At 69.5% G+C, this 24,698-nt stretch carries 23 protein-coding genes and 1 tRNA gene; 12 read left to right on the top strand and 12 right to left on the bottom strand.

Annotation, left to right across the window (positions count from 1 at the left end):
* Nucleotides 1-9 precede the first annotated feature (9 nt).
* Complete coding sequence (locus QSK35_RS29660) at nucleotides 10-735, top strand: metallophosphoesterase (RefSeq protein WP_285750841.1); 726 nt, start codon at nucleotides 10-12, stop codon at nucleotides 733-735.
* Nucleotides 736-978: 243 nt separating this feature from the next.
* Nucleotides 979-3,846, top strand: coding sequence for a glycoside hydrolase family 2 TIM barrel-domain containing protein (locus QSK35_RS29655; RefSeq protein ID WP_285750840.1), 2,868 nt, complete (start codon nucleotides 979-981; stop codon nucleotides 3,844-3,846).
* Here QSK35_RS29655 and araB read toward each other — a convergent pair.
* Genes araB through QSK35_RS29635 form a run of 4 tightly spaced genes read right to left on the bottom strand, consistent with a single transcriptional unit; the run spans nucleotide 3,818 to nucleotide 7,635 of the window.
* A complete protein-coding gene (gene araB, locus QSK35_RS29650) occupies nucleotides 3,818-5,398 on the bottom strand; it encodes a ribulokinase (RefSeq protein ID WP_285750839.1) in 1,581 nt (526 codons plus the stop codon). The two genes, QSK35_RS29655 and araB, sit on opposite strands and share 29 nt — an antisense overlap.
* Before the next feature lie 9 nt (nucleotides 5,399-5,407).
* Nucleotides 5,408-6,316: a serine hydrolase domain-containing protein gene (locus QSK35_RS29645; RefSeq protein WP_285750838.1), complete on the bottom strand. Its 909-nt coding sequence runs from the start codon at nucleotides 6,314-6,316 to the stop codon at nucleotides 5,408-5,410.
* Between the two features lie 18 nt (nucleotides 6,317-6,334).
* On the bottom strand, nucleotides 6,335-7,246 hold the full coding sequence (locus QSK35_RS29640; RefSeq protein WP_285750836.1) for a catalase: 912 nt from the start codon (nucleotides 7,244-7,246) through the stop codon (nucleotides 6,335-6,337).
* 11 nt (nucleotides 7,247-7,257) lie between these two features.
* Complete coding sequence (locus QSK35_RS29635; protein WP_285750835.1) at nucleotides 7,258-7,635, bottom strand: VOC family protein; 378 nt, start codon at nucleotides 7,633-7,635, stop codon at nucleotides 7,258-7,260.
* A gap of 63 nt (nucleotides 7,636-7,698) precedes the next feature.
* Between QSK35_RS29635 and QSK35_RS29630 the strand changes: the two genes are divergently transcribed.
* A complete protein-coding gene (locus tag QSK35_RS29630) occupies nucleotides 7,699-8,466 on the top strand; it encodes an AraC family transcriptional regulator (RefSeq protein WP_285750834.1) in 768 nt (255 codons plus the stop codon).
* On the opposite strand, the gene QSK35_RS29625 is transcribed toward QSK35_RS29630, so the two are convergent.
* From QSK35_RS29625 to QSK35_RS29610, 4 genes are all read right to left on the bottom strand, one after another.
* Complete coding sequence (locus QSK35_RS29625) at nucleotides 8,423-9,559, bottom strand: RNA polymerase sigma factor (RefSeq protein WP_285750833.1); 1,137 nt, start codon at nucleotides 9,557-9,559, stop codon at nucleotides 8,423-8,425. The two genes, QSK35_RS29630 and QSK35_RS29625, sit on opposite strands and share 44 nt — an antisense overlap.
* Entirely contained in the window at nucleotides 9,556-9,960 is a 405-nt protein-coding gene (locus QSK35_RS29620) for a YciI family protein (protein WP_285750832.1), read from the bottom strand. Before QSK35_RS29620 ends, QSK35_RS29625 begins: the two co-directional genes overlap by 4 nt.
* Before the next feature lie 285 nt (nucleotides 9,961-10,245).
* Complete coding sequence (locus tag QSK35_RS29615; protein ID WP_285750831.1) at nucleotides 10,246-11,397, bottom strand: cytochrome P450; 1,152 nt, start codon at nucleotides 11,395-11,397, stop codon at nucleotides 10,246-10,248.
* A gap of 212 nt (nucleotides 11,398-11,609) precedes the next feature.
* The gene (locus tag QSK35_RS29610) at nucleotides 11,610-12,908 is read right to left on the bottom strand and encodes an amidohydrolase family protein (RefSeq protein ID WP_285750830.1); all 1,299 of its coding nucleotides are present in this window, start codon (nucleotides 12,906-12,908) and stop codon (nucleotides 11,610-11,612) included.
* 121 nt (nucleotides 12,909-13,029) lie between these two features.
* On the opposite strand from QSK35_RS29610, the gene QSK35_RS29605 reads away from it, so the two are divergent.
* From QSK35_RS29605 to QSK35_RS29570, 8 genes are all read left to right on the top strand, one after another.
* Nucleotides 13,030-13,191 carry a hypothetical protein gene (locus QSK35_RS29605; RefSeq protein ID WP_285750829.1) on the top strand — a complete coding sequence of 54 codons (162 nt, stop codon included), beginning with the start codon at nucleotides 13,030-13,032 and terminating at the stop codon, nucleotides 13,189-13,191.
* Nucleotides 13,192-13,281: 90 nt separating this feature from the next.
* A complete protein-coding gene (locus tag QSK35_RS29600; protein WP_285750828.1) occupies nucleotides 13,282-14,019 on the top strand; it encodes an AfsR/SARP family transcriptional regulator in 738 nt (245 codons plus the stop codon).
* A gap of 73 nt (nucleotides 14,020-14,092) precedes the next feature.
* Nucleotides 14,093-14,281: a DUF6229 family protein gene (locus QSK35_RS29595; RefSeq protein WP_285750827.1), complete on the top strand. Its 189-nt coding sequence runs from the start codon at nucleotides 14,093-14,095 to the stop codon at nucleotides 14,279-14,281.
* Between the two features lie 6 nt (nucleotides 14,282-14,287).
* Nucleotides 14,288-17,068, top strand: coding sequence for a type 2 lanthipeptide synthetase LanM family protein (locus QSK35_RS29590; RefSeq protein WP_285750826.1), 2,781 nt, complete (start codon nucleotides 14,288-14,290; stop codon nucleotides 17,066-17,068).
* Between the two features lie 83 nt (nucleotides 17,069-17,151).
* Nucleotides 17,152-19,098 (top strand): ABC transporter ATP-binding protein, encoded by a 1,947-nt coding sequence (locus QSK35_RS29585; RefSeq protein ID WP_285750825.1) that lies wholly within the window; start codon nucleotides 17,152-17,154, stop codon nucleotides 19,096-19,098.
* Nucleotides 19,091-20,398 (top strand): FAD-binding oxidoreductase, encoded by a 1,308-nt coding sequence (locus QSK35_RS29580; protein WP_285750824.1) that lies wholly within the window; start codon nucleotides 19,091-19,093, stop codon nucleotides 20,396-20,398. Before QSK35_RS29585 ends, QSK35_RS29580 begins: the two co-directional genes overlap by 8 nt.
* A 66-nt stretch (nucleotides 20,399-20,464) precedes the next feature.
* Complete coding sequence (locus QSK35_RS29575; protein ID WP_285750823.1) at nucleotides 20,465-20,869, top strand: SsgA family sporulation/cell division regulator; 405 nt, start codon at nucleotides 20,465-20,467, stop codon at nucleotides 20,867-20,869.
* Between the two features lie 32 nt (nucleotides 20,870-20,901).
* Nucleotides 20,902-21,990 carry a nucleotide disphospho-sugar-binding domain-containing protein gene (locus tag QSK35_RS29570; RefSeq protein WP_285750822.1) on the top strand — a complete coding sequence of 363 codons (1,089 nt, stop codon included), beginning with the start codon at nucleotides 20,902-20,904 and terminating at the stop codon, nucleotides 21,988-21,990.
* On the opposite strand, the gene QSK35_RS29565 is transcribed toward QSK35_RS29570, so the two are convergent.
* From QSK35_RS29565 to QSK35_RS29550, 4 genes are all read right to left on the bottom strand, one after another.
* Nucleotides 21,969-22,691: an ATP-grasp domain-containing protein gene (locus QSK35_RS29565; RefSeq protein WP_285750821.1), complete on the bottom strand. Its 723-nt coding sequence runs from the start codon at nucleotides 22,689-22,691 to the stop codon at nucleotides 21,969-21,971. The genes QSK35_RS29570 and QSK35_RS29565 overlap by 22 nt on opposite strands.
* Nucleotides 22,692-22,706: 15 nt before the next feature.
* Nucleotides 22,707-22,779 (bottom strand) — tRNA-Asn (locus tag QSK35_RS29560).
* Between the two features lie 230 nt (nucleotides 22,780-23,009).
* On the bottom strand, nucleotides 23,010-23,480 hold the full coding sequence (locus tag QSK35_RS29555) for a methylated-DNA--[protein]-cysteine S-methyltransferase (RefSeq protein ID WP_285750820.1): 471 nt from the start codon (nucleotides 23,478-23,480) through the stop codon (nucleotides 23,010-23,012).
* Complete coding sequence (locus QSK35_RS29550) at nucleotides 23,480-23,824, bottom strand: MmcQ/YjbR family DNA-binding protein (RefSeq protein WP_285750819.1); 345 nt, start codon at nucleotides 23,822-23,824, stop codon at nucleotides 23,480-23,482. Before QSK35_RS29550 ends, QSK35_RS29555 begins: the two co-directional genes overlap by 1 nt.
* 78 nt (nucleotides 23,825-23,902) lie before the next feature.
* Here QSK35_RS29550 and QSK35_RS29545 point away from each other — a divergent pair, with 78 nt between their 5' ends.
* Nucleotides 23,903-24,661, top strand: a complete 759-nt coding sequence (locus QSK35_RS29545) for an SDR family NAD(P)-dependent oxidoreductase (protein WP_285750818.1) — start codon at nucleotides 23,903-23,905, stop codon at nucleotides 24,659-24,661.
* The last annotated feature ends 37 nt before the right edge of the window (nucleotides 24,662-24,698 follow it).

The raw sequence follows: 24,698 nt of genomic DNA, 5'->3' as shown, positions 1-24,698 counted from the left end.
GATGAAATCGTGATCGTGCTGGCTCACCTCAGCGACACCCACATCGACGGCGGACAGCGCAACACCGACCGCGCCGTGCGAACCATGGCGTACGTCAACTCCCTGCCGGTCGACGCCGTCCTGGTCACGGGCGACATCGCCGACCACGGCACTCCCGAGGAGTACCTCGAGGTCGCGAAGATCCTGTCCTCGCCGCACCCGGTGCTCACCTGTCCGGGCAACCACGACGTGCGCGGCCCGTACCGCGAGTTCCTGCTCGGCTCATCCCCTTCGGATGAACCGATCAACCAGGCGCACTCGGTCGGCGGCGTGACCATCGCGATGTGCGACTCGTCGATCCCCGGCCGCGACGACGGTCTGCTCGACGACGAGACGATCGCGTGGCTCGATGGCGTGCTCGATCCCGAGGTCCCGACCCTGATCGCCTTCCACCATCCGGCGGCGCCGCTGCACATCCCGTTGGTGGACAACATCATGCTCAACGAGACGGACCGGCTGGCCGACTTCGTCTCGCGGTACCCGAAGGTCGCCGGAGTCCTGTGCGGGCATGCCCACACCCCGGCGGCCACGACGTTCGCGGGCCGTCCGATGCTCGTCGCGCCGGGTGTCATCAACACCGTGCTGCTGCCGTGGGAGCAGGGCGAGTTCGTCGATTGGGACGCGCCGCCCGCGGTCGCCTTCCACGTGCTGGACGACGACCTGCGTCTCACCACGCACTACCGCTTCGTGCCCTGAGTGAGTGATCCGATCGATTCTCGGCACCACCGGTGTGTAAACGATTTCTACGTGGTCATCGACACGGCACTAGAGGTCGGATGATTCAGGTTTCATTGGCACATCAGTGGTTGACCTCGCCGTGCTCATCGCGTGAGAGCGGATACAAAGCTCCGATCTCTGTCCCGTTTTGGTCTGGACCATAACTGGCGCGACTGCTAGGAATGTGCCGAGATCCCTGCGGATGTTCAACGGTGAGGTCCGATGTCTTGGCGACGATTGTTTTTCGTTCTGCTCCTCGTCGTGGGTGTGACCGGCGGCATGCCGGCCCAGGCGGCGACCGCCAGAAGCGAGAGCTTCAACCAGGGCTGGCGGTTCGCCCTGGTCAATTCGGAGAACGCGACCGACCCGACGGGCGCGTATGAAAAGGCCTACGAACCGTCCTACGACGACTCGAAGTGGCGGCAGCTGAACGTGCCGCACGACTGGAGCATCGAGCTCGACCCGACCAAGACCGGCACGTACCCCGGTGAGGGCTACTACCGGGCCGGGCTCGGCTGGTACCGCAAGACGTTCACGCTGCCCGCGAGCCTGAAGGGCAAGCGGATCTCGCTGGAGTTCGACGGCGTCTACATGGACTCGCACGTCTACGTGAACGGCAAGCTCGCGGCCGAACATCCTTACGGCTACACGGGTTTCAACGTCGACATCACGGACGTGGCGAAGACCGACGGCTCGCCGAACGTCGTCGCGGTGAAGGTCGTGCACCAGTCGCAGAGCAGCCGGTGGTACGCGGGCAGCGGCATCTACCGCAACGTGCACCTCGTCGTCACCGAGCCGGTGCACGTGGCCCGGCACGGGATCTTCGTGACCACCCCGGACCTCGCGACGACCTACCCCCATGGCTACGCCAAGATCAACGTCAAGACCGACCTCGTCGGCACCGGCACGGTGAGCCACGAAGTCCTGGACGCGCAAGGCAATGTCGTGTCGGACGCGAACCTGCGCGTCAACCAGCCGAAGCTGTGGAACACCGCCCAGCCGTACCTCTACACGCTGGTCACCAAGGTCTCGTCCGGCGGCAAGGTCGTGGACACGGTCCGCACTCCGTTCGGCATCCGCTGGTTCAAGTTCGACCCCGCCAACGGGTTCTCCTTGAACGGCAAGGGCATGAAGCTCGAAGGCGTCAACCTGCACAGCACCCTCGGCGCGCTCGGCGCGGTCGTCGACGACGACGCGATCCGGCAGCAGCTGCGCAAGATGAAGGACATGGGCGTCAACGCCGTGCGCACCTCGCACAACCCGCCCGCGCCGGAGTTCGTCCGCGCGTGCGACGAGCTGGGGCTGCTGCTGATGGTCGAGGCGTTCGACACGTGGCGCACGCCGAAGAAGCCTTACGACTACGGCAGGTTCTTCGACGCGAACAGCGACGCGGACATCAAGGAGATGGTGCACGCGGCCAAGAACTCCCCCGCCGTCATCCTGTGGTCGATCGGCAACGAGATTCCGGACGGCACCAAGGACATCGGCATCCCGATCGCCCGGCGGCTGATCGACGACATCAAGTCGATCGACAAGACGCGTCCGGTGACCATCGGTTCGCACAGCTACACCAGCGTCCCCGCGGACGGCTCGCCGCAGGACCAGATCCTGAAGATGCTCGACGGCGTGGGCCTGAACTACAACTCGGCCAAGTCCATCGACGCGCTGCACGCCAAGTACCCCACCAAGTTCTTCCTCGAGTCGGAGTCGTCCTCGTCGACGTCGAGCCGCGGCGAGTACCTCGATCCCGGTCAGCTGAACACCGGCCAGAACTACACGCCGGGCAAGCAGGGCAGCTCGTCCTACGACAACAACATCGTCGGCTGGGCGGCGTCCGGTGAGCATGCGCTGAAGAAGGACCGCGACCGCAAGTTCCTGGCCGGCGAGTTCATCTGGTCCGGCCAGGACTACATCGGCGAACCCACGCCGTACAACGGGGTCTTCCCGGTGCGCTCGTCGCTGTTCGGCGCGGTCGACACGGCCGGGTTCGAGAAGGACCAGTTCTACCTGTACCAGTCGCAATGGTCGACCACGCCGATGGTGCATCTGGTGCCGATGAACTGGACGGACCACGAGCCCGGCGCCAAGGTCACGGTGTGGGCGTACAGCAACGCGCCCGAGGTGGAGCTGTTCCTCAACGGCAAGTCGCTCGGCACCCGCAAGTTCACCTCCAAGAAGACGACCTACGGGAAGTCCTATCTGGAGACCGACGAGGCCACCGGCGACGACAAGTCGTTCCCGTCCGGCAGCTACACCAGTCCGAACGGCAGCACCGGGCACCTGCGGCTGACGTGGACCGTGCCGTTCGCGCCCGGCACGCTGACGGCGGTGGCGCGCAAGGGCGGCAAGGAGGTCGCGACCGACACGCTGCGCACGGCCGGCGCCGCGGCGAGCGTCAAGCTCGACGTCTCCCGCGGCAAGTCGCTGGACTACGTGACCGCGACGATCGTCGACAAGGACGGCAACATCGTGCCGTCGGCGGACCACCAGATCACGTTCGACGTGACCGGCGGGCGCGTCGTCGGCACCGACAACGGGCGGCAGGAGGACAAGGAGAACTTCACGTCCCCCGTCCGCCGCGCCTACCACGGCAAGGTGCTCGCGATCGTCACCGCGGGTGCGCAGGTGACCGCGCGCCTCGGCGCCGCGTCCACCCGTCCACCGGCCGACGCGTCGTACTCCGGTGCGGCGTCAACGCTTCCGGCCGCGATGCTGGACGGCAAGGCGGACACGGCGTGGTCCAACTTCTACACGAAGGGCCAGACGCCACAGCTGGCCGCGACCAGCCTGTCGCATGCCTCGGACTGGGTGTCGCTCGACTCGTCGTCGCGCCAGGTCTCGAAGCTGACCGCGCACTTCACGACGGGCGGGCAGTTCGCGCTGCCGAAGTCGGTCGACGTCCGCTACTGGGACGGCTCGAAATACGTGCCGGTCAAGGGATTGAAGGTCACCTGGGCGTCGGAGTCGAACGCGCCGAGCACGATCGCGTTCGACGCGGTGACGACGACCAGTGTCCGGCTCGTCATGACCAGTCCGACGCCCAGCACCTCGAACGGCTTCCTCAAGATCGCCGAGCTAGCCGCTTCATGACGTCGTTGCCGCCGCGCCCGAAGTAGTCGTGCAACGTCAGGTACTCGGCGTAGAGCCGTTGGTACGCCTGAACGTTCGCATTGATCGGCCGGTACACGTCACGCCGCGTCGAGCCCATCGTGGCCGACGCGGCGTGCACGTCCGGGTAGGCGCCGGCGGCGACCGCGCCGTGGATCGCGGCGCCGAGCGCCGCGCCTTGCTCGGAGCCGATGACCGACAACGGCATGTCGAGCACATCGGCGTAGATCTGCATCAGCAGCGGGTTCTTCACCAGCCCGCCCGCGACGACCAAGTCGTCGACCGGCACCCCGGCGGCGCGGAACGTCTCGATGATCGTGCGGGTGCCGAACGCCGTGGCCTCCAGCAACGCCCGGTACCCGTGCTCGGCGCGGGTGGCGAGCGTCTGGCCGACGATCACGCCGGACAGCGCGTGGTCGACCAGGACCGACCGGTTGCCGCTGTGCCAGTCGAGCGCGACGAGCCCGTGTTCGCCGACCTCCTGCTCGGCCGCCAGCTCGGTGAGGGTCGCGTGCACGTCCCCGTTCTCGTGGTACCTCGGCGGGACGCAGTTCTCGACGTACCACGCGAAGATGTCCCCGACGCCGCTCTGCCCGGCCTCGTAACCCCATTGTCCCGCAACGATTCCGCCGTCCACGACCCCGCACATGCCGGGCACCTCGCGCAGTTCGGTGCCACTCATCATGTGACACGTCGAGGTGCCCATGATCGCGACCATCCGGCCCGGCTGGGACGCGCCCGCCGCGGGCACCGTGACGTGCGCGTCGATGTTGCCGACGGCGACGGCGATACCCTCGGGAAGTCCGGTCCACGCGGCGGCTTCTCTGGTGAGCCCGCCCGCCTTGGCGCCCAACGGTTTCAGCGGTGCGTCGAGCTTGGCGGTGAAGTCGGCGAACGCGGGGTTCAGCGCTTTCAGGTAGTCGCGGCTCGGGTAGCCGTCCTGGTACATGCCCTTGTAGCCGGCGGTGGCGATGTTGCGGGCGTACGTGCCGGTCAGCCGCCAGACGATCCAGTCGGCGAGCTCCACCCAGTACCGCATCTCGCGGTAGACCTCGGGTGCCTCCTCCAGTACCTGCAACGCCTTGGCGAACTCCCACTCCGACGAGATCAGCCCGCCGTAACGGGCCAGCCAGGGTTCCGCACGTTCCTCGGCTATCCGGTTGATCCGGTCGGCCTGCGGCTGGGCGGCGTGGTGCTTCCACAGCTTCACGTAGGCATACGGCTCGTTCTCGAACTCCGCCAGCTCGCACAACGGGGTGCCGTCGGCGGTCGTGGGCATGACCGTGCACGCGGTGAAGTCCGTGCCGATGCCGATGACGTCGTTTGTATCGAGGCCTTGCAACGCCTCGGGAACGGCATATTTCAGGACGCCGAGGTACGGCACCTGCAGCGCCCAGCCGGGCCGGTCCTCGCGCACGCCGTGCGGGTAGTCGTACACCGCGCTGCCCAGTTCGGCGCCGTCGCGGACGCGGACCACGACGGCCCGTCCGGACAGGGTGCCGAAGTCGACGCCGACCACGAGCTGATCCGCCATCGGCCCAGCCTAGATCCCGAGCATCCGGCTGACCGGCCACGCCCCGTCCGCGGTGTTCGAGATGACCGTCGTCGTGGTGCCGTCGCGGCGCACGCTGCGGAACGACACGCCCGCGTCGTAACCCTCGAGCTTCACGCCGTGCTCGGGCAACCAGAACCCGAGCCCGTAGCCGACACCGTGCTCGTCACGGGTCATGCGGGCCACGTCGCCGACGATCTTCCCGGCGAACAGCGCGACCCAGAAGCGGTCGATGTCGGCCGCGGTGGTGTAGATGCCGCCGTCGCCGTTGCCGACGACCGGCAGGTGGAACACGTTGGTGCGCCCGTCGCTCAGGTAGCCGACTGCGGTGCGTCCCTCGGGCCGGTCGCTGCGCAGGAACGCCGTGTCGGTCATGCCGGCCGGTTCGCACACGCGGGAGTGCACGAGGTCGTGGTAGGAGATGCCGCTGACCCGCTGGGCGATCAGCGCGAGCAGCACGTATCCGCCGTTGCAGTAGGCGAACCGCTCGCCGGGCGGGAATTTCTGCGGGTGCCCGTCGAGCACCGGCAGGAAGTCCTCGGTGTCGACGAGTTCGTGCACCGGCCGGGTGAGGACGTACTCGTTGATGTCCGGGTGCTCGTCCTCGTCGAAGTAGTCGCCGATGCCGGACCGGTGGGCCAGCAGGTGCTCGACGGTGACGCCGCCGTCGACGAGCGGCAGGTCGTCGCCGAGCACCTCGCGTGCCCTGGTGTCCAGGCTCAGCTCACCGCCCTCGACCAGGCTCATGACCGCGAGTGCGGTGAACCCCTTGTTGCCGCTGGCGATGGCGAACCGCGTGTCGGGCGTGTTCGGGATGCCGTAACCGCGGTGCGCGAGCCCGTAGGCCCGCGCGTCGCCGTCGATGCTGATCACGCCCGAGAAGTCGCTGGGAACGTCCATGCGTTCACCATGGCGGCTTCACTGCTGCGCGGACAAACGCCTTTCCGCTGAGATGGAGTACGCGCCCGGACGGAACCGCAGCACCGGGTCGTCCGACAGCTCGACGCCCTCGGCGAGCCGGGTCGGGTCGAACACCGACCGCTGCCACTTCTCCTCGTCGGCGGTCCGCCCGGTGATCACGAACTGCCCGGCGGGCAGCAGCGTCCGGTGCTCGGGCCAGGCCCGCGACGGGTCGTGTGTCGGGTCGCCGGGCTCGGCGAACTGGAACGCCAGCGTGAAGATCACCGGCCCGGTGGTGAGCAGGTGGTCGAGCTGTGGAATGAGGAAGTTCGCGTCGAGGGTCTTGGCGTGCTTGGGGTCGAGGTCGACCTCGCCGAGCTGCGGGACGAGCCGGTAGCGGAACGCCCTGCGCTTGCCCTCGGCGTCGAGCAGGTAGAACGCGTGCAGCCCGTCGAACCGGGTGGTGGCGAAGCTCGCGGGGGCGTCGCGGCCGGCGAACGCCTTGAGCGTCGCGCGGCTCTCCGGGTGCTTGACGAGCAGTTTCGCCAGCCGGCCGAGGCCCTTGGCCTTGTCCTTGCCGGCGAGGGCGGTGAGCGCCTCGACCAGTTCGATGAAGCCCTCGGCGTCGCGGCTCGGGAACGCGCGGAAGTTCGCGGCGACCAGGTCGTGCACCGCTTTGCCGTCGCGCAGGAACTTGACGGCCATGCCCCGGATGCCCTTGGTGCGGTCGTCGGAGCGGAACTTCGGCGAGCCGTTGGAGAACCGGACGACGACGTCGGTCTCGGTGGTGAGGTGGGCGGCGACGGTCTTGATGTGTCCGGACGGGACGAACTTCCCGTCGTAGACGGCGCCGCGGGCGTGCAGCCGCCGGTCCTGCGGGCGGGGACGACCGGCCGCCTCGATGCGGTCGATGGACTCTTCCGGAGTCAAAGGGGCTCCACTCACTCGGCATTCGGGTCGTAGGTCATGGCACCGACGACGTTCCCGGACGGATCGGCCAGCCAGATCAGGTGCCCCACGCCCATGATCGTAGTTCGGTCCATCAGCACCCGCCCACCCGCGGCGACCGCGTCTCGCATGGTCCGGTCGACGTCGTCGACCCCGATCGTGCACTCGAACCCGGTCGTGGGCCGGTCGGTGAGGTCGCGGCGCGCCTGGACGGCGGCCGTGACGCCGGGCCCGGCGGGATCGTCCGCCTCGACCCGGTAGAAGCCGGGCGGTCCCCACGGTGCGAACTCCCACCCGAACGTACGCGCATAGAAGCGGCGTGTGGCATCGACGTCGTCGGCGTTGATGGCGAAGTGCGTCAGTTTCGGCATGACCCGACGTTAGGCGCGTCCTTGGGTTGCGCACAGTCGACAGTGCGGCGGATTCTGTCGAGAATGCGCCACGAACCGGATGTCCGGAGCTACGCGGTGACCCACCGCGGCGGCCGCCTCGTGCTGCCCCAGGCCGAGGGCTGGGACCAGCTGATCTACTCCGCGCACGGCACGGTGACCGTCCACACCGGACTCGGCAGCTGGGTGGTGCCACCGCACCGCGCGATGTGGGTGCCCGGCGGGATCCGCCACCGGATCGACGTGGCGGGCCGGGCCACGTTGCGCATCCTGTACTTCGCGGCGGGTCTGCGCGATGCGGGCTGCCAGGTGCTGGTGGTCAGCCGGCTGCTGCGCGAGCTGATCATGCACACCGTCGCCGAAGCGCCGCTCTACCTGGATGTTCCGCGGCATCGCAATCTGGTCGCGGTGCTGACCGATCTGCTCGGCGACGTCGCGCCCGAGCCCGCCCTGCAGCTGCCCACACCGGCCGAACCCCGCGCGCGAGCGATGGCGGACCTGTTGCGGGAGCACCTGTCCGATGCTCCGGGCATCGCCGCGCTCGCGGTCCGGACCGGCGCGAGCCGGCGCACGCTCGAACGCCTCTTCCAGGCCGAGACAGGCATGACGATCGGCGAGTGGCGGCGGCGCCAGCGCATGCTCGAGGCGTTGCGGCTGTTGAGCGAAGGCCGTCCGGTCGCGGAGGTCGCCGGCGCCGTCGGGTACGCGACGCCGAGTGCGTTCAGCGCGGCGTTCCGCACCGAACTGGGGGTCGCGCCGACGCAGACCGTCACGGCCGAAGCAGTTGCCGCACCCGCGCGGCCTCACGGGTGAGGTGATCGCGTTCCGGCACGCTGGTCGCGGCCCGGGAGGCTGCTGAATACAGCTCCGCGGCGTGCTCCAGGTCGCCGGACCGTTCGTGCAGGTAGGCGTTCACCGCGGTGTATCGCGGCAGGTCAGCCGGCACCTCGGCGAGTGCCGCCAGCCCCGCCTGCGGTCCGTCGGCCTCGCCGACCGCCACCGCGCGGTTGAGCCGGACCACCGGGCTGTCGGTCAGCGCCAGCAGTTCGTCGTACCACTCGACGATCTGCACCCAGTCGGTCTCGGCGGCGGTGGGCGCATCGGCGTGCAGCGCGGCGATCGCGGCCTGCGCCTGGTACTCCCCCAGCCGATCACGGGCCAGCGCGGCCTGCAGGATCGCCACCCCCTCGGCGATCAGCGCGGTGTCCCAAAGCAACCGATCCTGTTCGCCGAGCGGCACCAACCGCCCGCCGGGACCGGTGCGGGAAGCGCGGCGCGCGTGGTGCAGCAACATGAGCGCCAGCAGTCCCATGACCTCGGGTTCGTCGGTCAGTGCGATGAGCTGGCGGGTAAGGCGGATCGCCTCGGCCGCGAGGTCGACGTCGCCGCCGTACCCCTCGTTGAAGACGAGGTAGAGCACCCGCAGCACGGTGCCGAGATCACCGGGCTGGTCGAGTCGCTCGCCCGCGATCCGCTTCTTGGCGCGGCTGATCCGCTGCGCCATGGTGGCCTCGGGCACGAGGTGCGCCGTCGCGATCTGCCGCGTGGTGAGTCCGCCGACCGCGCGCAGCGTCAACGCCACGGCCGCGGCCGGCGGCAACGTCGGATGCGCGCACAGGAAGTAGAGCCGCAGCGTGTCGTCGGTGTCGGGCACCGGGCCGGCGGGCGGCTCGACCTCCACGGCGAGCTCCCGCCCGCGGCGTGACGCCTCGGCCCGCGCGGCGTCGAGGAACTTCCGCCACGCGACCGCGACGAGCCACCCCTTCGGATCACGCGGCGGATCGTCCGGCCACGTGTCCAGCGCGCGGATCAGTGCCTCCTGCACGGCGTCCTCGGCCGACGCGAAATCCGCTCCGCGCCGGACGAGGACACCGATCACCGCGGGCACCAGCTCCCGGAGGTTCACTCCGCCGCCGCGGGCGCGTGGGTGAGGAACGGCCGCACCTCGAGCCACTCGTGGATCGGCCGGCCACCGGCGCCGGGAGCGGCCGACAGCTCCCCGGCCAGCTCGACCGCGCGGTCCCAGGAGTCCACATCGATGATCATCCAGCCGGCGATGAGGTCCTTGGTCTCGGCGAAGGGGCCGTCTGTGACCGGCGGGCGTCCTTCGCCGTCGTACCGGACGAACGCGCCGTCGGGCGCCAGGGCCTGGCCGTCGACGAACTCGCCCGTCTCCTCCAGGCGCGCCGCGAAGTCCCGCATGTACTGCATGTGCGCGTCGACCTCCTCCGGCGTCCACTGGTCCATGGGCACGTCGTTCACCGGAGCCGGGGCGCCGCGGTAGTGCTTGAGCAGCAGGTACTTCATGACGTTCTCCCTCGTCGTGGTCCGTCTCGTACCCCTGGGACGGAGCCGCTCACGCGTTCTCGACAACCCTGCCGAACTTTTCCACCGAACTTTCCGCACCGCCGCGGCCGACCCTACGGCAGCCTCAGCCGCGGGTTGCGGATCTCCAGCCAGGCCGCGATGTCGAGCGCCTGCTCCAGCCCGCGCCGCACGTCCCGGTGCACCGCCGCCGGATCCACGGACGTGACGGTGGTGAGCCAGCCGGGGTTGACCAGCGCGAACGCGGCGATGTTGTGTTTTCCTTTGCTACCAGGCGATAGGGAGCTGCTCGACGCCGTACAGCAGGTTGTCCTGCCGGAACACCAGCTCGTCGATCTCGGCGGCGAGCCGCAGTCCGGGCAGCCGGGTGAGCACGACGCGCAACATGGTCTCCAGCTCGATGCGGGCCATCATGAGCCCGATGCACTTGTGGAAGCCGAAGCCGAACGTCATGTGCGGGGCGCGGACGCGCCGGACGTCGAACACATCGGGATCGGTGAACGCGGCCTCGTCGCGGTTGGCGGAGTCGATCAGCACGATCACGCCCTCACCCGCCTTGATCTCGATCCCGCCGACCTCGACGTCACACCGCGCCGCCCTCGGCAGGCCGAGGTGGTTGGCGGTGCAGTAGCGCAGGATCTCGTCGACCGCGTTGGGGTACAACGACGGGTCGGCGCGCAGCGCGGCCAGCTGGTCCGGGTTGCGCAGCAACGTGAGCAGCCCGATGCCGGTGGTCTGGGTGACCGTGTCGTAGCCCGCCAACAGCAGCAGTGCGACGACGCCGACCATCTCCTCTTCGGTGACATCGCCGGCGAGCACGAGCCGGCCGAGGAGGTCGCCGCCCGGTTCCTTGATCGCGTCGTGCACGAGCTTGCCGATGTACGCCTGCAGTTCCACCGCCGCGGCGCCGATCTCCTCCTCGGTGGTGCCGGCGCGCATCAGCGTCGTCTGGATCCGGCTTTCGAAGAACGGGTAGTCACTGTGCGGGACACCGAGCAGTTCGCAGATCACCACCGACGACACCGGGCGGGCGACCTTGTCGATGAAGTCCGCGGGTACCGGACCGGCGAGCAGGTCGTCCAGCTGCTGGTCGACGATCGCGCGCATCAGCGGCCTGAGCGCCTCCATATGACCGAGGAGGAACTCGCGGCTGACCGCACGGCGCATCCGCGCGTGGTTCGCCTCGTCGGCCTGCAGGAAGAACCCCGGCGGCGGGGTGACATCGCCGCTGAGGAACGTCGGGAAGCCGGGCGTCGAGGGGTTCGCGCTGAACCTGCAGTCGGTCAGCACGGCCCGGACGTCCTGGTAGCGGGTGATCAGCCACGCCTCGCCGCTCGGGGTGCGGACGCGGGCGACGGGTTGTTCGGCGCGCAGCCTCCGGTACTGCGGCGGCAGGTCGAACGGGTCGGTGCGGCGCATGGGGAAATCCTCTGATTCCATGTCGACCCCGTCCAGAGAAAAGCAATAGCTGATTCTTCGGACGCTACGACACCAATACCCCAGGCGGAAACAACGTCTCGATTGGTGTTACGATTATTCCCCCGGCCAGCGGCGCAAATGCAACGAAAAAGCATGACGAGAATAGGCGACAAGTATCGAGACGGCCCCCTCGGGTCTGTATGGCGGGTAACTCATGGAACCCTGTTCACGAGACTTCCGTTGCGCCACACGCGGGTGATTCCACGCATCGCCGAAATATCTGACGTCGGGTCGCCCTCGACGAGGACCAGGTCGGCCCGCAGGCCCGAGCGGATCCGGCCACGGTCGGCCAGGCCCCACAGCGACGCCGGCGTGGAGGTCGCCGCCCGCAGCGCGGCAACGGGCGAAAGCCCTGCTCGCACCAGGAGTTCCAGCTCAACCAGCAAGCTCACGCCGTGCGCGACACCGGGGATGCCGGCGTCCGTGCCCGTCGTGATCGGCACACCCGCCCGGTGCAGCGCGAGCACGTTGCGCAGCGCCTGAGCCAGCACACCGGGCCGCGCGAAACCCCATGGCGTCTCGAGGAACCCGCGTTGTTTCGCCGAGAGCAGCGGCGCCACCCGCGGGTCGCGCACGACCGCCGCGGACGCCGGGTTCTCCGCCGAGTCGAACGCGCTCCACAACGTCAGCGTCGGCGTCACGAAAGCGTTGGCGCGCAACGCCGTCCGGATCACGTCCGGCGCCACGTCCGCGTCGGTGAACAGGTGCACCAAACCGTTGACGCCGGCCTCGAGCGCCACCCGCGCCAGCTCCTGCCTGGTCGCGTGCGCGACCGCGGGCATCCCGGACCGCGCGGCCGCCGCCACCAGCGCACGGGTCTGCGCGGCCGACAACACCGGAATCGGCGTCCCATTGGCGAGATTGCGGTCCTCCAGCGCCAGTTTCAGGTGATCAGAGCCCTCCACCCGGCGCGCGGCGACGAACGCGGCGGCGTCGTCACCCGGCTTGAACACCGGGATCGGCAGCCCGGAGTCGGTACCCCAACCGCCCGGCACGGTCGCCCACCAGCCCGCGGTCCACAGGTCCGACAACGCCGTCGGCGCATAGGAAACCCGCTGCTCGCGATAAGGGCCGTGCCACGCCGGGTCGCTGACCATGTCCAGCTCGGTGGTCACGCCGAACCGCGGCGCGTCGGTGCGCGCGGGCGCCGTGTGGTGCACGTGCCCGTCGATCATCCCCGGCAGCAGTGTGCACCCCGAGAAGTCCTGCACCTCGAAGCCACCCGGCACCCGGCCGCCGTGGTGCACGGCCACGATCCGGCCCCCGGCGACGACCACGTGACCACACGGAACGACCCGCTTCCCGTCGAAGATCCGCACCCCGGCGATGACAAAAGGCGGCTTTTCAGCGGCCACGGCCGTCCCCGCGGACAGCACGGGCAACGCCAGACCGGCGGCGAGCACGCTGCGCCGGGTGACGCCCGACGAGGCAACGGCATGAGCGAAGCACATAACGAACCCCCAAGTCCCCACAGCTCCTGCGAATCGAGGGTGGCACAAGATCGTCTCAACTGGTACCGCTTGTTCCACCTTTACCACCGGCCTGGGGATTGCGTTTTCACCATGCGTGGCGATGCAGACAAACATCACCGGCGAAACTGTTCATTACATCTCGGAAGTCTCACCCCGCGAGGGCGACATTCTTACTGAACTAGTACCGGCTGCTCTGCGCTTCCCGGCGATTCAAGAAGCGGCGACAGCGAACCTTGAGTTTCAGTTAACACTGAAGCAATAGAGCTCATTGTGAACTCCAGCGTGTGGTGGTGATGTGGCGACGGTCGGTGAGATGTGTGCCATGGGGAGCTGGGGTGTAGGGGGAAGTTCGATGTCGGTCTTGGTGCTGGGACGGCCGGTGGTCGAGACACCGGACGCGGTGCTGCGGCCCGCCCGGCGAATGGCCAGGGTGCTGCTGGGCGTGTTCGCCCTGCGTCCCAACCGGTTGCTGTCGCTGGACTGGATCATCGACGGCCTGTGGTCCGGGCACCCGCCGCCGTCGGCCGCGGCGAACGTCCGGTCGCACATCACCGAGCTGCGCCGCCTGCTGGGCCCCAAACCGCTCATCGAGACCGCGCCGGACGGCTACCTCATGCTCGCCGACCCGGACGACGTGGACGCCTCACGGTTCTCCGACCTCGTGGCGCGCGGGCGACGGCACCGCGCGGCGGGCGCGGTCGCCGACGCGGCCGGCTGTTTCGCGGCGGCGCTCTCGTTGTGGCGCGGCGACGTGCTGGAGGGCGTGCCGATGCCGTCGATCGTCGAAGCCGAAGCCGTGGTGCTGGAGGACCTGCGGATGACGACGACCGAGGAACTGATCGACACCAGGCTTTCCCTCGGCCATCACCACGACCTCGTGCCGTTGCTCAAGGGACTGGTCGTGAAGTACCCGCTGCGGGAACGCCTGTGGCATCAGCTTTTGCTCGCGCTGTGGGCGACCGGGCGGCGCAGCGAGGTGCTGGAGACCTATCAGAAGCTCTCATCGGTCCTCGACGCCGAGCTGGGTGTTCCGCCCAGCCGGGCGACCATCGAGCTGCACGAGATGGTCCGCCGGGAGGCGCGCCAATAGTCGTATGCGGCCGCGTGTGCGGACCGTTCTTACTGTCTGGTTCCCGTTGAACTCAAAGGAGAGGGGAGTTTTCATGACAAGCGCTACCTTGCTGGAAGCCGAGGAGATCGTGGCCCGGTGGCGTTCGGGTCTCGACCTGGAGGGGCCGGCCGGCCCGCTGTTCGCCAGCGGTGAGTTCGCCGAGGGCGATATCGTCGCGTGCAACCCGCCCGGCAGCCGCTGCTCGGCGTGCACCGCGTCGCGTCCGGTCTACTGCTGCTGACGCCGCATGAGAACTGACGAGGTCGGCGAGCTCGACCGCACACTCGACTGGCTCATCAGACCGGCACTGCACCGGCTGGCCGGCCGGTTGGCCGGGATCGCCGATCTCGTCGCGGCGGAGAGGTCCGTTCTTCTCGACGCCGCCCAGGCCGCGCTGCTGGACACGGTGCGGCGCAAGGTGAACCGCGTGCTGGTGCTGGAGCTCAACGCCGCGCGCATCACCGGACGGCTCACGGCCGGGGACTCGGCGGGGCGGTGGAACGAGTTCGTCGCGATGGCGTCCACGCCCGAGTTCTGGCACGAGCTCACCCAGCACTACCCCACCCTCGTCGACCGCCTGCAGGTCGTGGTCGAGAACCGTTGTGCCGCGGTGGAAACACTGGCCCGGCGGTTCGCCGCGGATCGGCCCGCGGGTGAGCTGCTCGGGATCGAGATGGGTGCGGGCGACAGCCACCGCGGCGGCCACACCGTCTGCGTGCTGCGCTGCGCGGACCGGACTGTCGTCTACAAGCCGCGGCCGATGGAGGTCGACGCCCGGCTCGCCGACTTGCTCGCCGCGCTGGACACACCGATCCGTGTGCCGCAAGCGTTGGTGCGCAACGGTTATGGCTGGGCCGAGCACGTGCCGCACCGGTATTGCACCGACGACGAGCTGCCGTCGTTCTACCGCAACCTCGGCCACTGGCTGGCGGTGATGCGGCTGGTGTCCGGCACCGACCTGCACGCGGAGAACATCATCGCGCACGGGCCGATTCCCGTTGTGGTGGACTGTGAAAGCGTGTTCACGCCCCGGCCGCCGCATCCGCCGACCGGGGCGGGCAAGGCCACGGACCTGGTCGCGGAACAGCTCAACGGCACGGTGTTGCGCACGGGCCTGCTGCCCGGCCGCGGCGCGGGACTGGGCTGGCGCGGTGTCGACGGGTCCGCCATGGGCGGGCTGCCCGATGAGCAGCCCGAGATCGGTATGCCGGAACTCGTCGGTGCGGGCACCGACGAGGCGCGCATCGAGATCGTGCCGCAACGCGTGCGGCCGACGTTGAACCTGCCGAACCCGCAGCCGCAGCTCTCCCGTTACTGGGGGCGCGTGGTCGACGGGTTCGACGAGATGGCCGCTCAGATCAACGCCCTGGACGCCCGTGACGAGCTCTCACCTTTGTTAGAGGCCTTCACTTCGTGTGTGGTCAGGGTCGTCGTCCGCGACTCCGAGGCCTACAGCGAGCTCGCGCGCATGCTGTGGCACCCGGCCGGCCTGCACGACGAGCCCGCCGCGGTCGCCAAGGCGCAGGCGTTGCTGGCGCGGCATTCGATGAACACCAGGGGCCCGGCCGAGTCGGCCGTGCACGCCGCCGAGGTCGCCGAGCTGCTGACCGGTGACATCCCGGTGTTCACGACGACGCCGGCCGAGGGGTGGCTGCACACGCCCGCGGGCACGGTGTGCGGGCCTCGCGTCGATCAGATCCAGACCGCGCTGAACAACTGGCGCACCGCGGACTTCGCGCTCGAACGCCGGGTCACCCACGCCGCCCTCGTAAGCGCTTATCTCAACCAGGGCGCGTCGCCGGACCTGCACCGGATGGACGCTCCGCCGGTCGATCTGTCCAATCTGGACAAACGGCGGCGCGAGCTGGCGGCCGGCGTGGTCCGCGAGCTCGTCGATTCGGCGGTGCGGTGCGACGACGGCACGGCCACGTGGTTCGCGCCGATCCTCGACCGGTCCGGGTGGCAGACCACCCCGCTGACGCCCGACCTGTACGGCGGGACGCTGGGCGTCGCCGTGCTGCTGGCCGGGTATCAGCGTGAGGTTTCCGCCGGGCGGGCCGATCCCGTTCCCGATGTCGACGAAGTGCTGGCCGGGTGTCTGCGCACGGCGCGGCTGACGCAGCAATGGTGGGCCGAGCAGGCGACGCACACCAAACGGCGGCCCGACCCCGCGGGCGGTTACATCGGGCTCGGGTCGCAGGTGTGGTGCTGGCTGACGCTGGACCGGCTCGGCCACGACAGCGTCGAGGACGCGTTGTTCATCGCGGGTCAGCTGCCCGCGGCGATCGACGCCAGCGAAGGCCCCGATCTCGTGGTCGGGTCGGCGGGCGCGATCGTGCCGTTGCTGATGCTGGCCGACCGGACGGGCTGCGCGGGGTGGGCGTCGCTCGCGTTGCGGATCGGCGGCGAGCTGTCGGCTTCGGCGTTGCGGCCTGCAAAGGATCAGGTGTGCTGGGCCGTGCCGAACTGGCCGTCGGGAATCGGCGGGTTCGCGCATGGTGCGACCGGCATCGCGTGGGCGCTCGCACGGCTGGGCCTGCACACCGGCGAGACCCGGTTCGATCGGCTCGTTGCCGGGGCGGCCGCGTTCGAGGAGACCTGGTACGACGTCGCGCGCGGCGGCTGGCGTGACCCGCGCGAGCCTTCGTCGCTGGTCGCGGCGTGGTGTCACGGCGCAGTCGGTGTCGGTCTCGCCGCCGCGGACCTGCTGGGTTACTCCGATCGCTATCGCGATGTGCTCTCGCGGGCAGCCGCTTCCGCTGAGCGGGACGGTTTCGGGTGGACGCACACGTTGTGCCACGGCGACTCCGGAACATGGGAGTTGCTCGTCGCGGCCGGCCATGACCGGGAGGCCGTGTCCGCGCGGGTGATCGGCAGCCTGGAGGCACACGGCACCACCACCGGGCTGGCGCGCGAGGTCTACTCACCGAGTCTCATGTCCGGCTCAGGTGGCGTGGCGTACCAGTTGCTGCGTATGCACCCCGACTGCGACCTGCCGTCGGTCCTGTTACTCGGCGACGGTCCCTGACCTCGCCTTCCAGGTAGCGCGCCGCCGCAACCCCCACCTCGCGTGCGGCGGTGCGCTACCCATTCCCCGTTCGGAGGGTCCCGGTGGACGACCGTGAGCTGCACGTCCCCTACTGGCAGCTGGAACAGACGACCGCACCGCGCCGCGTAGTGCGCGACCTGCCGCGGGTGACCGGGCCGGTGCTGTCGATGATCTGGGCGGCCGCACCGCGTCCGGCCCTGGTGGTTTTAGTGCTGCAAGTCGCCTCCGGGCTCTTCGCGGCGTTCGGTCTGTTCGCCACGACGGACGTGCTCACATCGCTGTTGACCGGCGGCGTGGGTGCGGCCCTGCCGTCGGTGCTGGTCGTCGGCGCGGCATTCGGGCTGCGCGGCCTGATGGACATCGGGGTCGCCCTGTCGCACGCCCGCATCACCCCTGCCGTGCGGCGCGTCGCCGAGGAACGGCTGTACCGCGCGAGTCTCGGGGTGGAACTGGCGGCGTTCGACGACGCCGCGTTCTACGACAAGATGCACCGCGCGCGCGACCGCGGGCTGTTCTACCTGGAACGGTCGGCCGACAACCTCGTGGAGCTGATCGGGTCGCTGCTCGGGATCGTCGCCGCGGCGGGCAGTCTGACCGTGCTGCATCCGCTGCTGTTGCCCGTGCTGCTGCTGGCTGTGCTGCCCGACGGGTGGGCCGTGCAGCGGTCGGCTCAGCTGGCTTATGTTTCCGCGGCGCGGGCCGTGACTCTCGATCGGCGGGTGCAGATGGTGTCCTCGCTGGCTACTGAACGGGAGCCCGCCGCGGAGATCCGGGCTTGTCAGGCGGAGCCGTTCGTGCTGGCGGAGTACCGGGATGTCGCGGATCCGTTGCGGGACGAGGACATTCGGCGTGGTGTCGCTCAGGCGCGGGTGCGTGGGGCCGGGCGGGCTATGGCCGGGGCCGGGTTGGCGGTGACCTATCTGGTGCTCGGGTTGATGGTGCACGGCGGGTGGGTGGCGCTGGCGGTGGCCGGGACCGCGGTGATCGCTATCCGGGCTACTACTACGGCGCTCAACCGGTTCGTGCTGGCCGCCAATCAGTTGGTGGAGCAGGGCATGTATGTCGGGGACTACTTGACGTTCCTGGAGGCGGCACGTTCGGGGGGTGAGCGGGCCGTTGACGGGTCCGCGGGCCCGGAATTGTCAGACCCATCTGGCAGAGTTGAAAACGGGGGTCCCCCTGGCGGCGGGGACGCTCGCGTGAGCGCACGTGCCAGCGCCAACGGCAGCGCCCGCGGAGCCGTGGATTCGCGGCGGGTGTGCTTGGAGCGCGTCACCTTCACGTACCCGGAGAGCGGCACCCCGGCCCTGCGCGACGTGTCCCTGGCCATCGAGCCCGGCCAGACGATCGCCCTGGTAGGCGAGAACGGATCCGGCAAGACCACCCTCGCCAAACTGATCGCCGGCCTCTACTCCCCCACGCAAGGCCACGTGCGGTGGGACGGCCACGACCTGCGCGACCTGAATCGGGCGAGCGTCGCGGACAAAGTGATGATGGTGCTGCAGGACCCGATCCGCTGGCCGCACACGGCTCGCGCCAACGTCCGCGTCGGCAGGCACGACCGACGAGATCCCGGAGACCTGGCCCTGACCACAGCAGCAATGCAGTCGGGAGCGGACGACGTCGTCAACAGACTGCCGAAGCACTGGGAGACGTTGTTGTCCAAGCAGTTCCGCGGCGGCCTGGAGCTATCAGGCGGGCAGTGGCAGCGGCTCGCCGTCGCTCGCGGATTGTTCCGCGACGCCCCGCTGCTGATCTGGGACGAACCGACCGCGCCGCTGGACGCCAAGGCCGAGTTCGCCGTCTACGAGTCGTTGCGGACGCTCGCCGAGGAACGGACCGTCGTGCTCATCACGCACCGGCTCGCCAGCGTGCGGCACGCCGACCGCATCTACCTGTTGCACGAGGGCGAGCTCGCCGAGCAGGGCACGCACGACGAGCTCGTCCAAAGACGCGGGCGGTACGCCGAGCTGCACGACCTGCAGGCACGGATGTACGCCGATGCTTGAGCCGACGTTGCCCCGCAACCAGTTCATCGGCCGCCCCGAAGAAGTGTTGCCGAAGACCGTCGCACGCTGCCGCACGGCGGAAGACGTGGCGGAAGCGCTGAAGATCGCACAGGCCAACGACTGGGAGTTCGCGATCCGCGGCGGCGGGCACAGCAACGCCGGCTACTCCAGCAGCCGGGACCTGGTGATCGACATGTCGCCCGCGACAGAAATCAGCACCAACGGCACGCGCGTCACGATCGGCGCCGGCGTGCGCACGGGTGAGCTGGCAAGAGTGCTCGCGCCAAGAGAACGGCTGGTGCCCGCCGGGTCGTGCCCCTCCGTCGGGCTGGTCGGCGTGGCGCTCGGCGGCGGGTTCGGTAGTCACGGCCGCAGGCATGGGCTGACGTGCGACCACCTGGTCGAAGCCGAGGTCGTGCTGGCGGACGGCATCATCGTGTCCACCGACGACGAGCCGGACCTGCTGTGGGCGTTGCGCGGCGCGGGCGGCGGGAACTTCGGCGTCGTCACCAAAGCGGTGTTCGAGACCGTGCCATCGACGCCGCGCACGCACGTCCGCCTCACCTGGCCATGGCGGCACGCGAAGACGTTGATCCAGCAGTGGCCGTGGGACGCGCCGGACGACGTGTCGCTCGAGCTGATCCTGTGGGGCTCGGACTACCTCGACGAGGAACCCCAAATCACCCTGATCGGCACGGTTCCCGACGAACGGGCGCTCGACCGCATCGGCGTAGAACCGGCGACAAAACAAATCGTGCACCTCAACGCGGTGGACGCCGCGCTCAGACACCCGACCCCGGCGGACGCGGCCGCGCTGGACCCGGTCGCCATCCCGCTCACGACCGACCGGCCCGGCATGTGCACCGCCCGCACCGAGTTCTTCGACGAAGAGATACCGCCGACCGCCATCGATGATCTCCTGCGAACGTTCGTCACCGGACGGGTTCACGGCGAACTGCGCGAGGTGGCGTTCACGCCGTGGGGCGGCGCGTACGCGCACAAGGCAGCAGAGGCCGCCTTCGCCCACCGCACGCCGAAGTTCTTGGTCAAGCACACGGTGCTCGTCGGACCGGTCGGCGCGGCCCGGCGCGGGCACGAGGCGCTGGCGTGGCTGGACATGAGCTGGAGCACACTGCACCCGCACGGGACCGGCCGCTGCTACGCCAATTTTCCCGACCCCAACCTGCCCGACCCGCTGACCAGCTATTACGGCGCGAACCTTGATCGGTTGAAGGCCCTGAAGCGGCGGTACGACCCGAGAAACGTCTTCCACTTCGCCCAGTCCGTGAAAATCGATTGAACGTATCTGGGCCACCATCCGTGCGTCTGATGAAGTATGTCGACGGGATCGGACGGAGAGCGGCGCATGGCGAACACGACGCGGGTCGGCATCGAAACCGTCTTCGAGTTCATCGGACCGGACGGGCGCCCGGCGCCGGTCCCGGTCGAGCTCGGCTACCGCGCCGACGAACCCCACGCCGTCTCGATGACGTTCCGCATGGCCGACCAGGCCACGGTGTGGCTGGTGAGCCGCGACCTGCTCGCCGACGGTCTGGTGGCCGCGACCGGCGAGGGTGACGTGCGGCTGCGGCCGTTCACCGCGCGCGCCGCGATCCTCGAGCTGTACTCCGACGACGAGCACGCCGTCTTCCACGTGCCGGTCGGTAGTCTGCAGGCGTTTCTGAACAGCTCGTACGACGTGGTCGCACCCGGCCGCGAGGGCGATTTCCTCGACATCGACAGCGCCTTGCGGGGGCTCTTCGCCGAGTAACCCGGCTAGCCTGGTCACCGGGGGTGGGTGGCATGCGGGTGCTGGTCGTTGCGGCTCCACTGCTGGGGCACGTGTTTCCGTTGGTACCACTGGCACAGGCGCTGCGTCGCGCCGGCCACGACGTGCTGCTCGCGACCGGTGGCGAAGCCCTGAAGGTCCGCGAGTCCGGGCTCGCCGTGGAGGACGTCGTCCCGGCCGTCCACATGGGACGCCTCGCGCTGCGCACCTCGCTCGCCCATCCGCTGGCCGCGCGTTCGGAACTCCGCGGCGAAGGCGACCTGCGGTTCGTGTCGCACCTGTTCGCGGCCATCGGCAAACACATGCTGCCCGGCGTCTTCGCGCTCGCCGAACGCTGGCTGCCGGACGTCGTCGTGCACGACGCGCTCGCCGGAGCCGGCACGGTCGTCGCCGCCCATCACGGGATTCCCGCGGTCGTGCACGACATCTCGTTGTTCGACGGCGCCACGCTGACGGCCGCCGTCCTGACCAGGATGCGTCCCCGCACCGCCTTCCCGGAGCCCGCCACCGTGCTCCGCACGGCGCCGCCGAGCGTCGTCGAGTTCAGCGGCGGCTGGCCGATGCGGTTCGTGCCCTACGCCGGCGACGGGACCACGCCGGACTGGCTGCGCGAACGTCCGGAGCGGCCGCGGATCCTGGTGTCCCGCAGCACGGTCGCGGGACCGGGCGGCGGTCGCATGATGGAGGCCGTGCTCAAGGTGGCACCCCAGGTCGACGCCGAGTTCGTCGTCATCCGCCCCTCGGGTTCGTTGCCGGGCAACGTCCGCGGGGTCGACTGGGTGTCGTTGCCGCGTGTGCTCCCGCGGTGTGCCGCGGTCGTGCACCACGGCGGCGCCGGCACGTTGCTCGCCGCACTCACCGCCGGTGTCCCGCAACTCGTCGAACCCGGTGTCGGTGACCGCACGCGGCACGCACGCCTTGTCACCGCCCGCGGTGCCGGGCTGACCGCGCGGGCCTCGGAGGTCACGTCCGAACTGCTGGGCCGGCTCGTCACCGACAACGGGCTGGCGCGGGCGGCGAAGGAGGTCAGCGCGGAGATCTCCGCGATGCCCTCCCCCGCCAAGGTGGCGGCCCGGTTCAGTCAGCTCGCACACCGGCACTGACGCACGAACCGCCGGTCTCCGGCGGACACCTCGTCCCGCGGCCCGGCGGCACGCAGCACCACGTCGAGCACCCGGCCGGGATCACCCAGGTATGGCTGGGAGAACCACGCCATGTTGGCCTCCACGACGACGAGATCCGCGCGCGGATCATCCGGCGGACCGATCAGTCCGACGTCCACCACCACCGCGCTCGGCAACGACGGCAACGCCCGCACGAACTCCCGCAGCCGCCCGGCCTCGGCACCCAGCGGCGCCGGGTCGAGCAGGCCCCACGTCGCGTAACGCGACCCGGTATGCAGCTCGCCGTCGAGCACGTGCAACCGGTACTCGACCGCGAACTCGACGACCTCGCTCACGAGCACGGCCGTGTCGTGCGGCAGACCGGGCAGGTCGCCGCGGTACACGCGCGCCGGGAACCCCTTGTCGCTCGGCGGTTTCACGAACACCGGCCCCTCCAGCGACCGCGCTTCGCCGAGCGTCATCGCCTCGATCCGGCGCCGCGTCAGCTCCCACGGCAACGACGGCAGCCACGCGTCCGGCGGCTCCAGCAGTGCCAGGTCGAGGGCGAGGCGGTCGGCGTAGCGCGGACCGCCGTAGTAGTGCACCCGGCCACCCTCGGGCGGTGTGGAGACGACGGCCATGCCCCGCGCTCGCGCGGCCTGGTACAGCGGCAGCAGCGGGCGCGGCATCAGCAGGACCATTGCGTCTTTCCTTCGCAGTCGATCCGGGACTTGAACCCGGTCCTCCGCATTAATAGTGCGGCGGCCTCACCAGTCAGCCGCATCGACCAATAAAACAATGCACGCGAAATAAAGGAAGCCGCCCTGGTCGGTATCCCGACGGGCGGCTCCCTGGCGCGACGACCTCAGGACGTCACGGTGGGGAGCCCGTGCTGGCCAGCGGCAAGCACGCGTGAGTGAACGCGACACCTCGTCGCGTCACGCAGATCCGCATGCTCGTCATGGCTGGGCCTTTCGATTGCCGTTGGCGTTTATCATTGCGCACAACACGCGATGACGTCAATCAATTTGTTCGTGTGAGAGCAGCCATCGCTTCGTTTCGATGCCACCGCCGTAATCGACGAGACCGCCGTTCGACCCGATGAGCCGGTGACACGGGACGATGATGCCGATCGGGTTCTTGCCGTTGGCCAGGCCGACCGCGCGGGCCGCCGACGGCCTGCCGATCAGGGCGGCCAGCTCGCCGTAGGACATGGTCTCGCCGAACGGGATGCCGAGCAGCGCCTTCCACACGGTCTGCTGGAACGCCGTGCCGCGCAACGCCAGCGGCAGGTCGAACTCCCGGCGCGCGCCCGTGAAGTACTCGCCCAGCTGGGTCGTCACGGCGTCGAACACCGGATCGTCACCGCGAGGGCCGAAGGTCTCGTCATCGGGACGGTGCCGTTGCTCGACCATGTACAACCCGGCGAGCCCGCCGTCGCGCGCGACGAGCGTCAGGTCACCGACCGGGCTGGGGATCACGGTGTGCATCAGCGCTTTTCCAGGTACTCGCGGATGACCTTCTTCGGCACGCACATCATCCAGGCGGCCACGACGAGCTCCTCCATCTCGGTGTGGTCCAGCGCCTCGAGCCGCGCGTGCACCCAGTGGAACCGCTCGTCGGACTTGCTCGGCATCTCGAACTTGTCCGGCTCGCTCTCGACGAGCGCGGCGCGCTGCTCCTTGGGGAACCCGAAGCCCATGATCGTCTCGTCGCGCGACAGCGCCACGTAGACGATCTGGCCGACGCGGAACTTCACGCGGTCGCGGATCAGGTGCTCCGTAGTGCGCGGCAACGACTTCGCCACGCTCCGGATGTCCTCGACGGTCACCACCACCGCACCCTACGGCCGGAACGGGGTTAGCGTGCTGCGAACCGGCGACGATGTCGCAATCCCGCGAAGGAGGCGGTCGTGCAGCTCAGCGGCAAGAACGCGATCATCTACGGCGGCGGCGGCCAGATCGGCGGCGCGATCGCGCGGGCGTTCGCACACGCCGGGGCGAAGGTGTTCCTCGCCGGGCGCACGCGGGAGACGCTGGACCGGGTCGCCGGCCCGATCCGCGACGCGGGCGGTATGGCGGAGACGGCCGTCGTGGACGCGCTGGACGAGCGGGCGGTCGACGCGCACGCCGACGCCGTGGCCGCGCAGGGTGGCATCCACATCTCGCTCAGCGTCATCAACGACCAGGACGTGCAGGGCACCCCGATGGTCGAGATGTCGCTGGAGGACTACCTGCGCCCGGTCGTCACCGCGGTGACGTCGAAGTTCCTCACCGCACGGGCCGCCGCGCGACACATGATCAAGCAACGCGGCGGCGTGATCCTGATGTTCGGCGGCAGCGGCGACTGGAGCGGGCTGCGCGACTACCGGATCGGCGGGTTCCTCACCGCGCTGGAAGCCGTGGAGTCCATGCGCCGCCAGCTCGCCACCGAGCTCGGGCCGCACGGGATCCGGGTGGTCAGCCTGCGCACCGGCGGCGTGCCCGAGACGCTGCCCGCCGGCATGCCCGGTCGCGACGAGATCGAGCGCATGCTCGTCGACCCGACATTGACCGGCCGCGCCGCGACCCTGGAGGACGTCGGCAACGTGGCCGTCTTCGCGGCGTCCGACCTCGGTCGCACGCTCACCGGTACGTCGATCAACATCACCTGCGGCGCGCACGTGGACTGACGAACCGTTGTGTCGATCTCCGTGGAGGAGTTGCATG

Source organism: Lentzea sp. NBRC 105346 (assembly GCF_030269605.1).
GTDB lineage: Bacteria > Actinomycetota > Actinomycetes > Mycobacteriales > Pseudonocardiaceae > Lentzea.
Note: the sequence above shows the minus strand (reverse complement) of the source record. Positions and strands in the feature narration are given on the sequence as shown.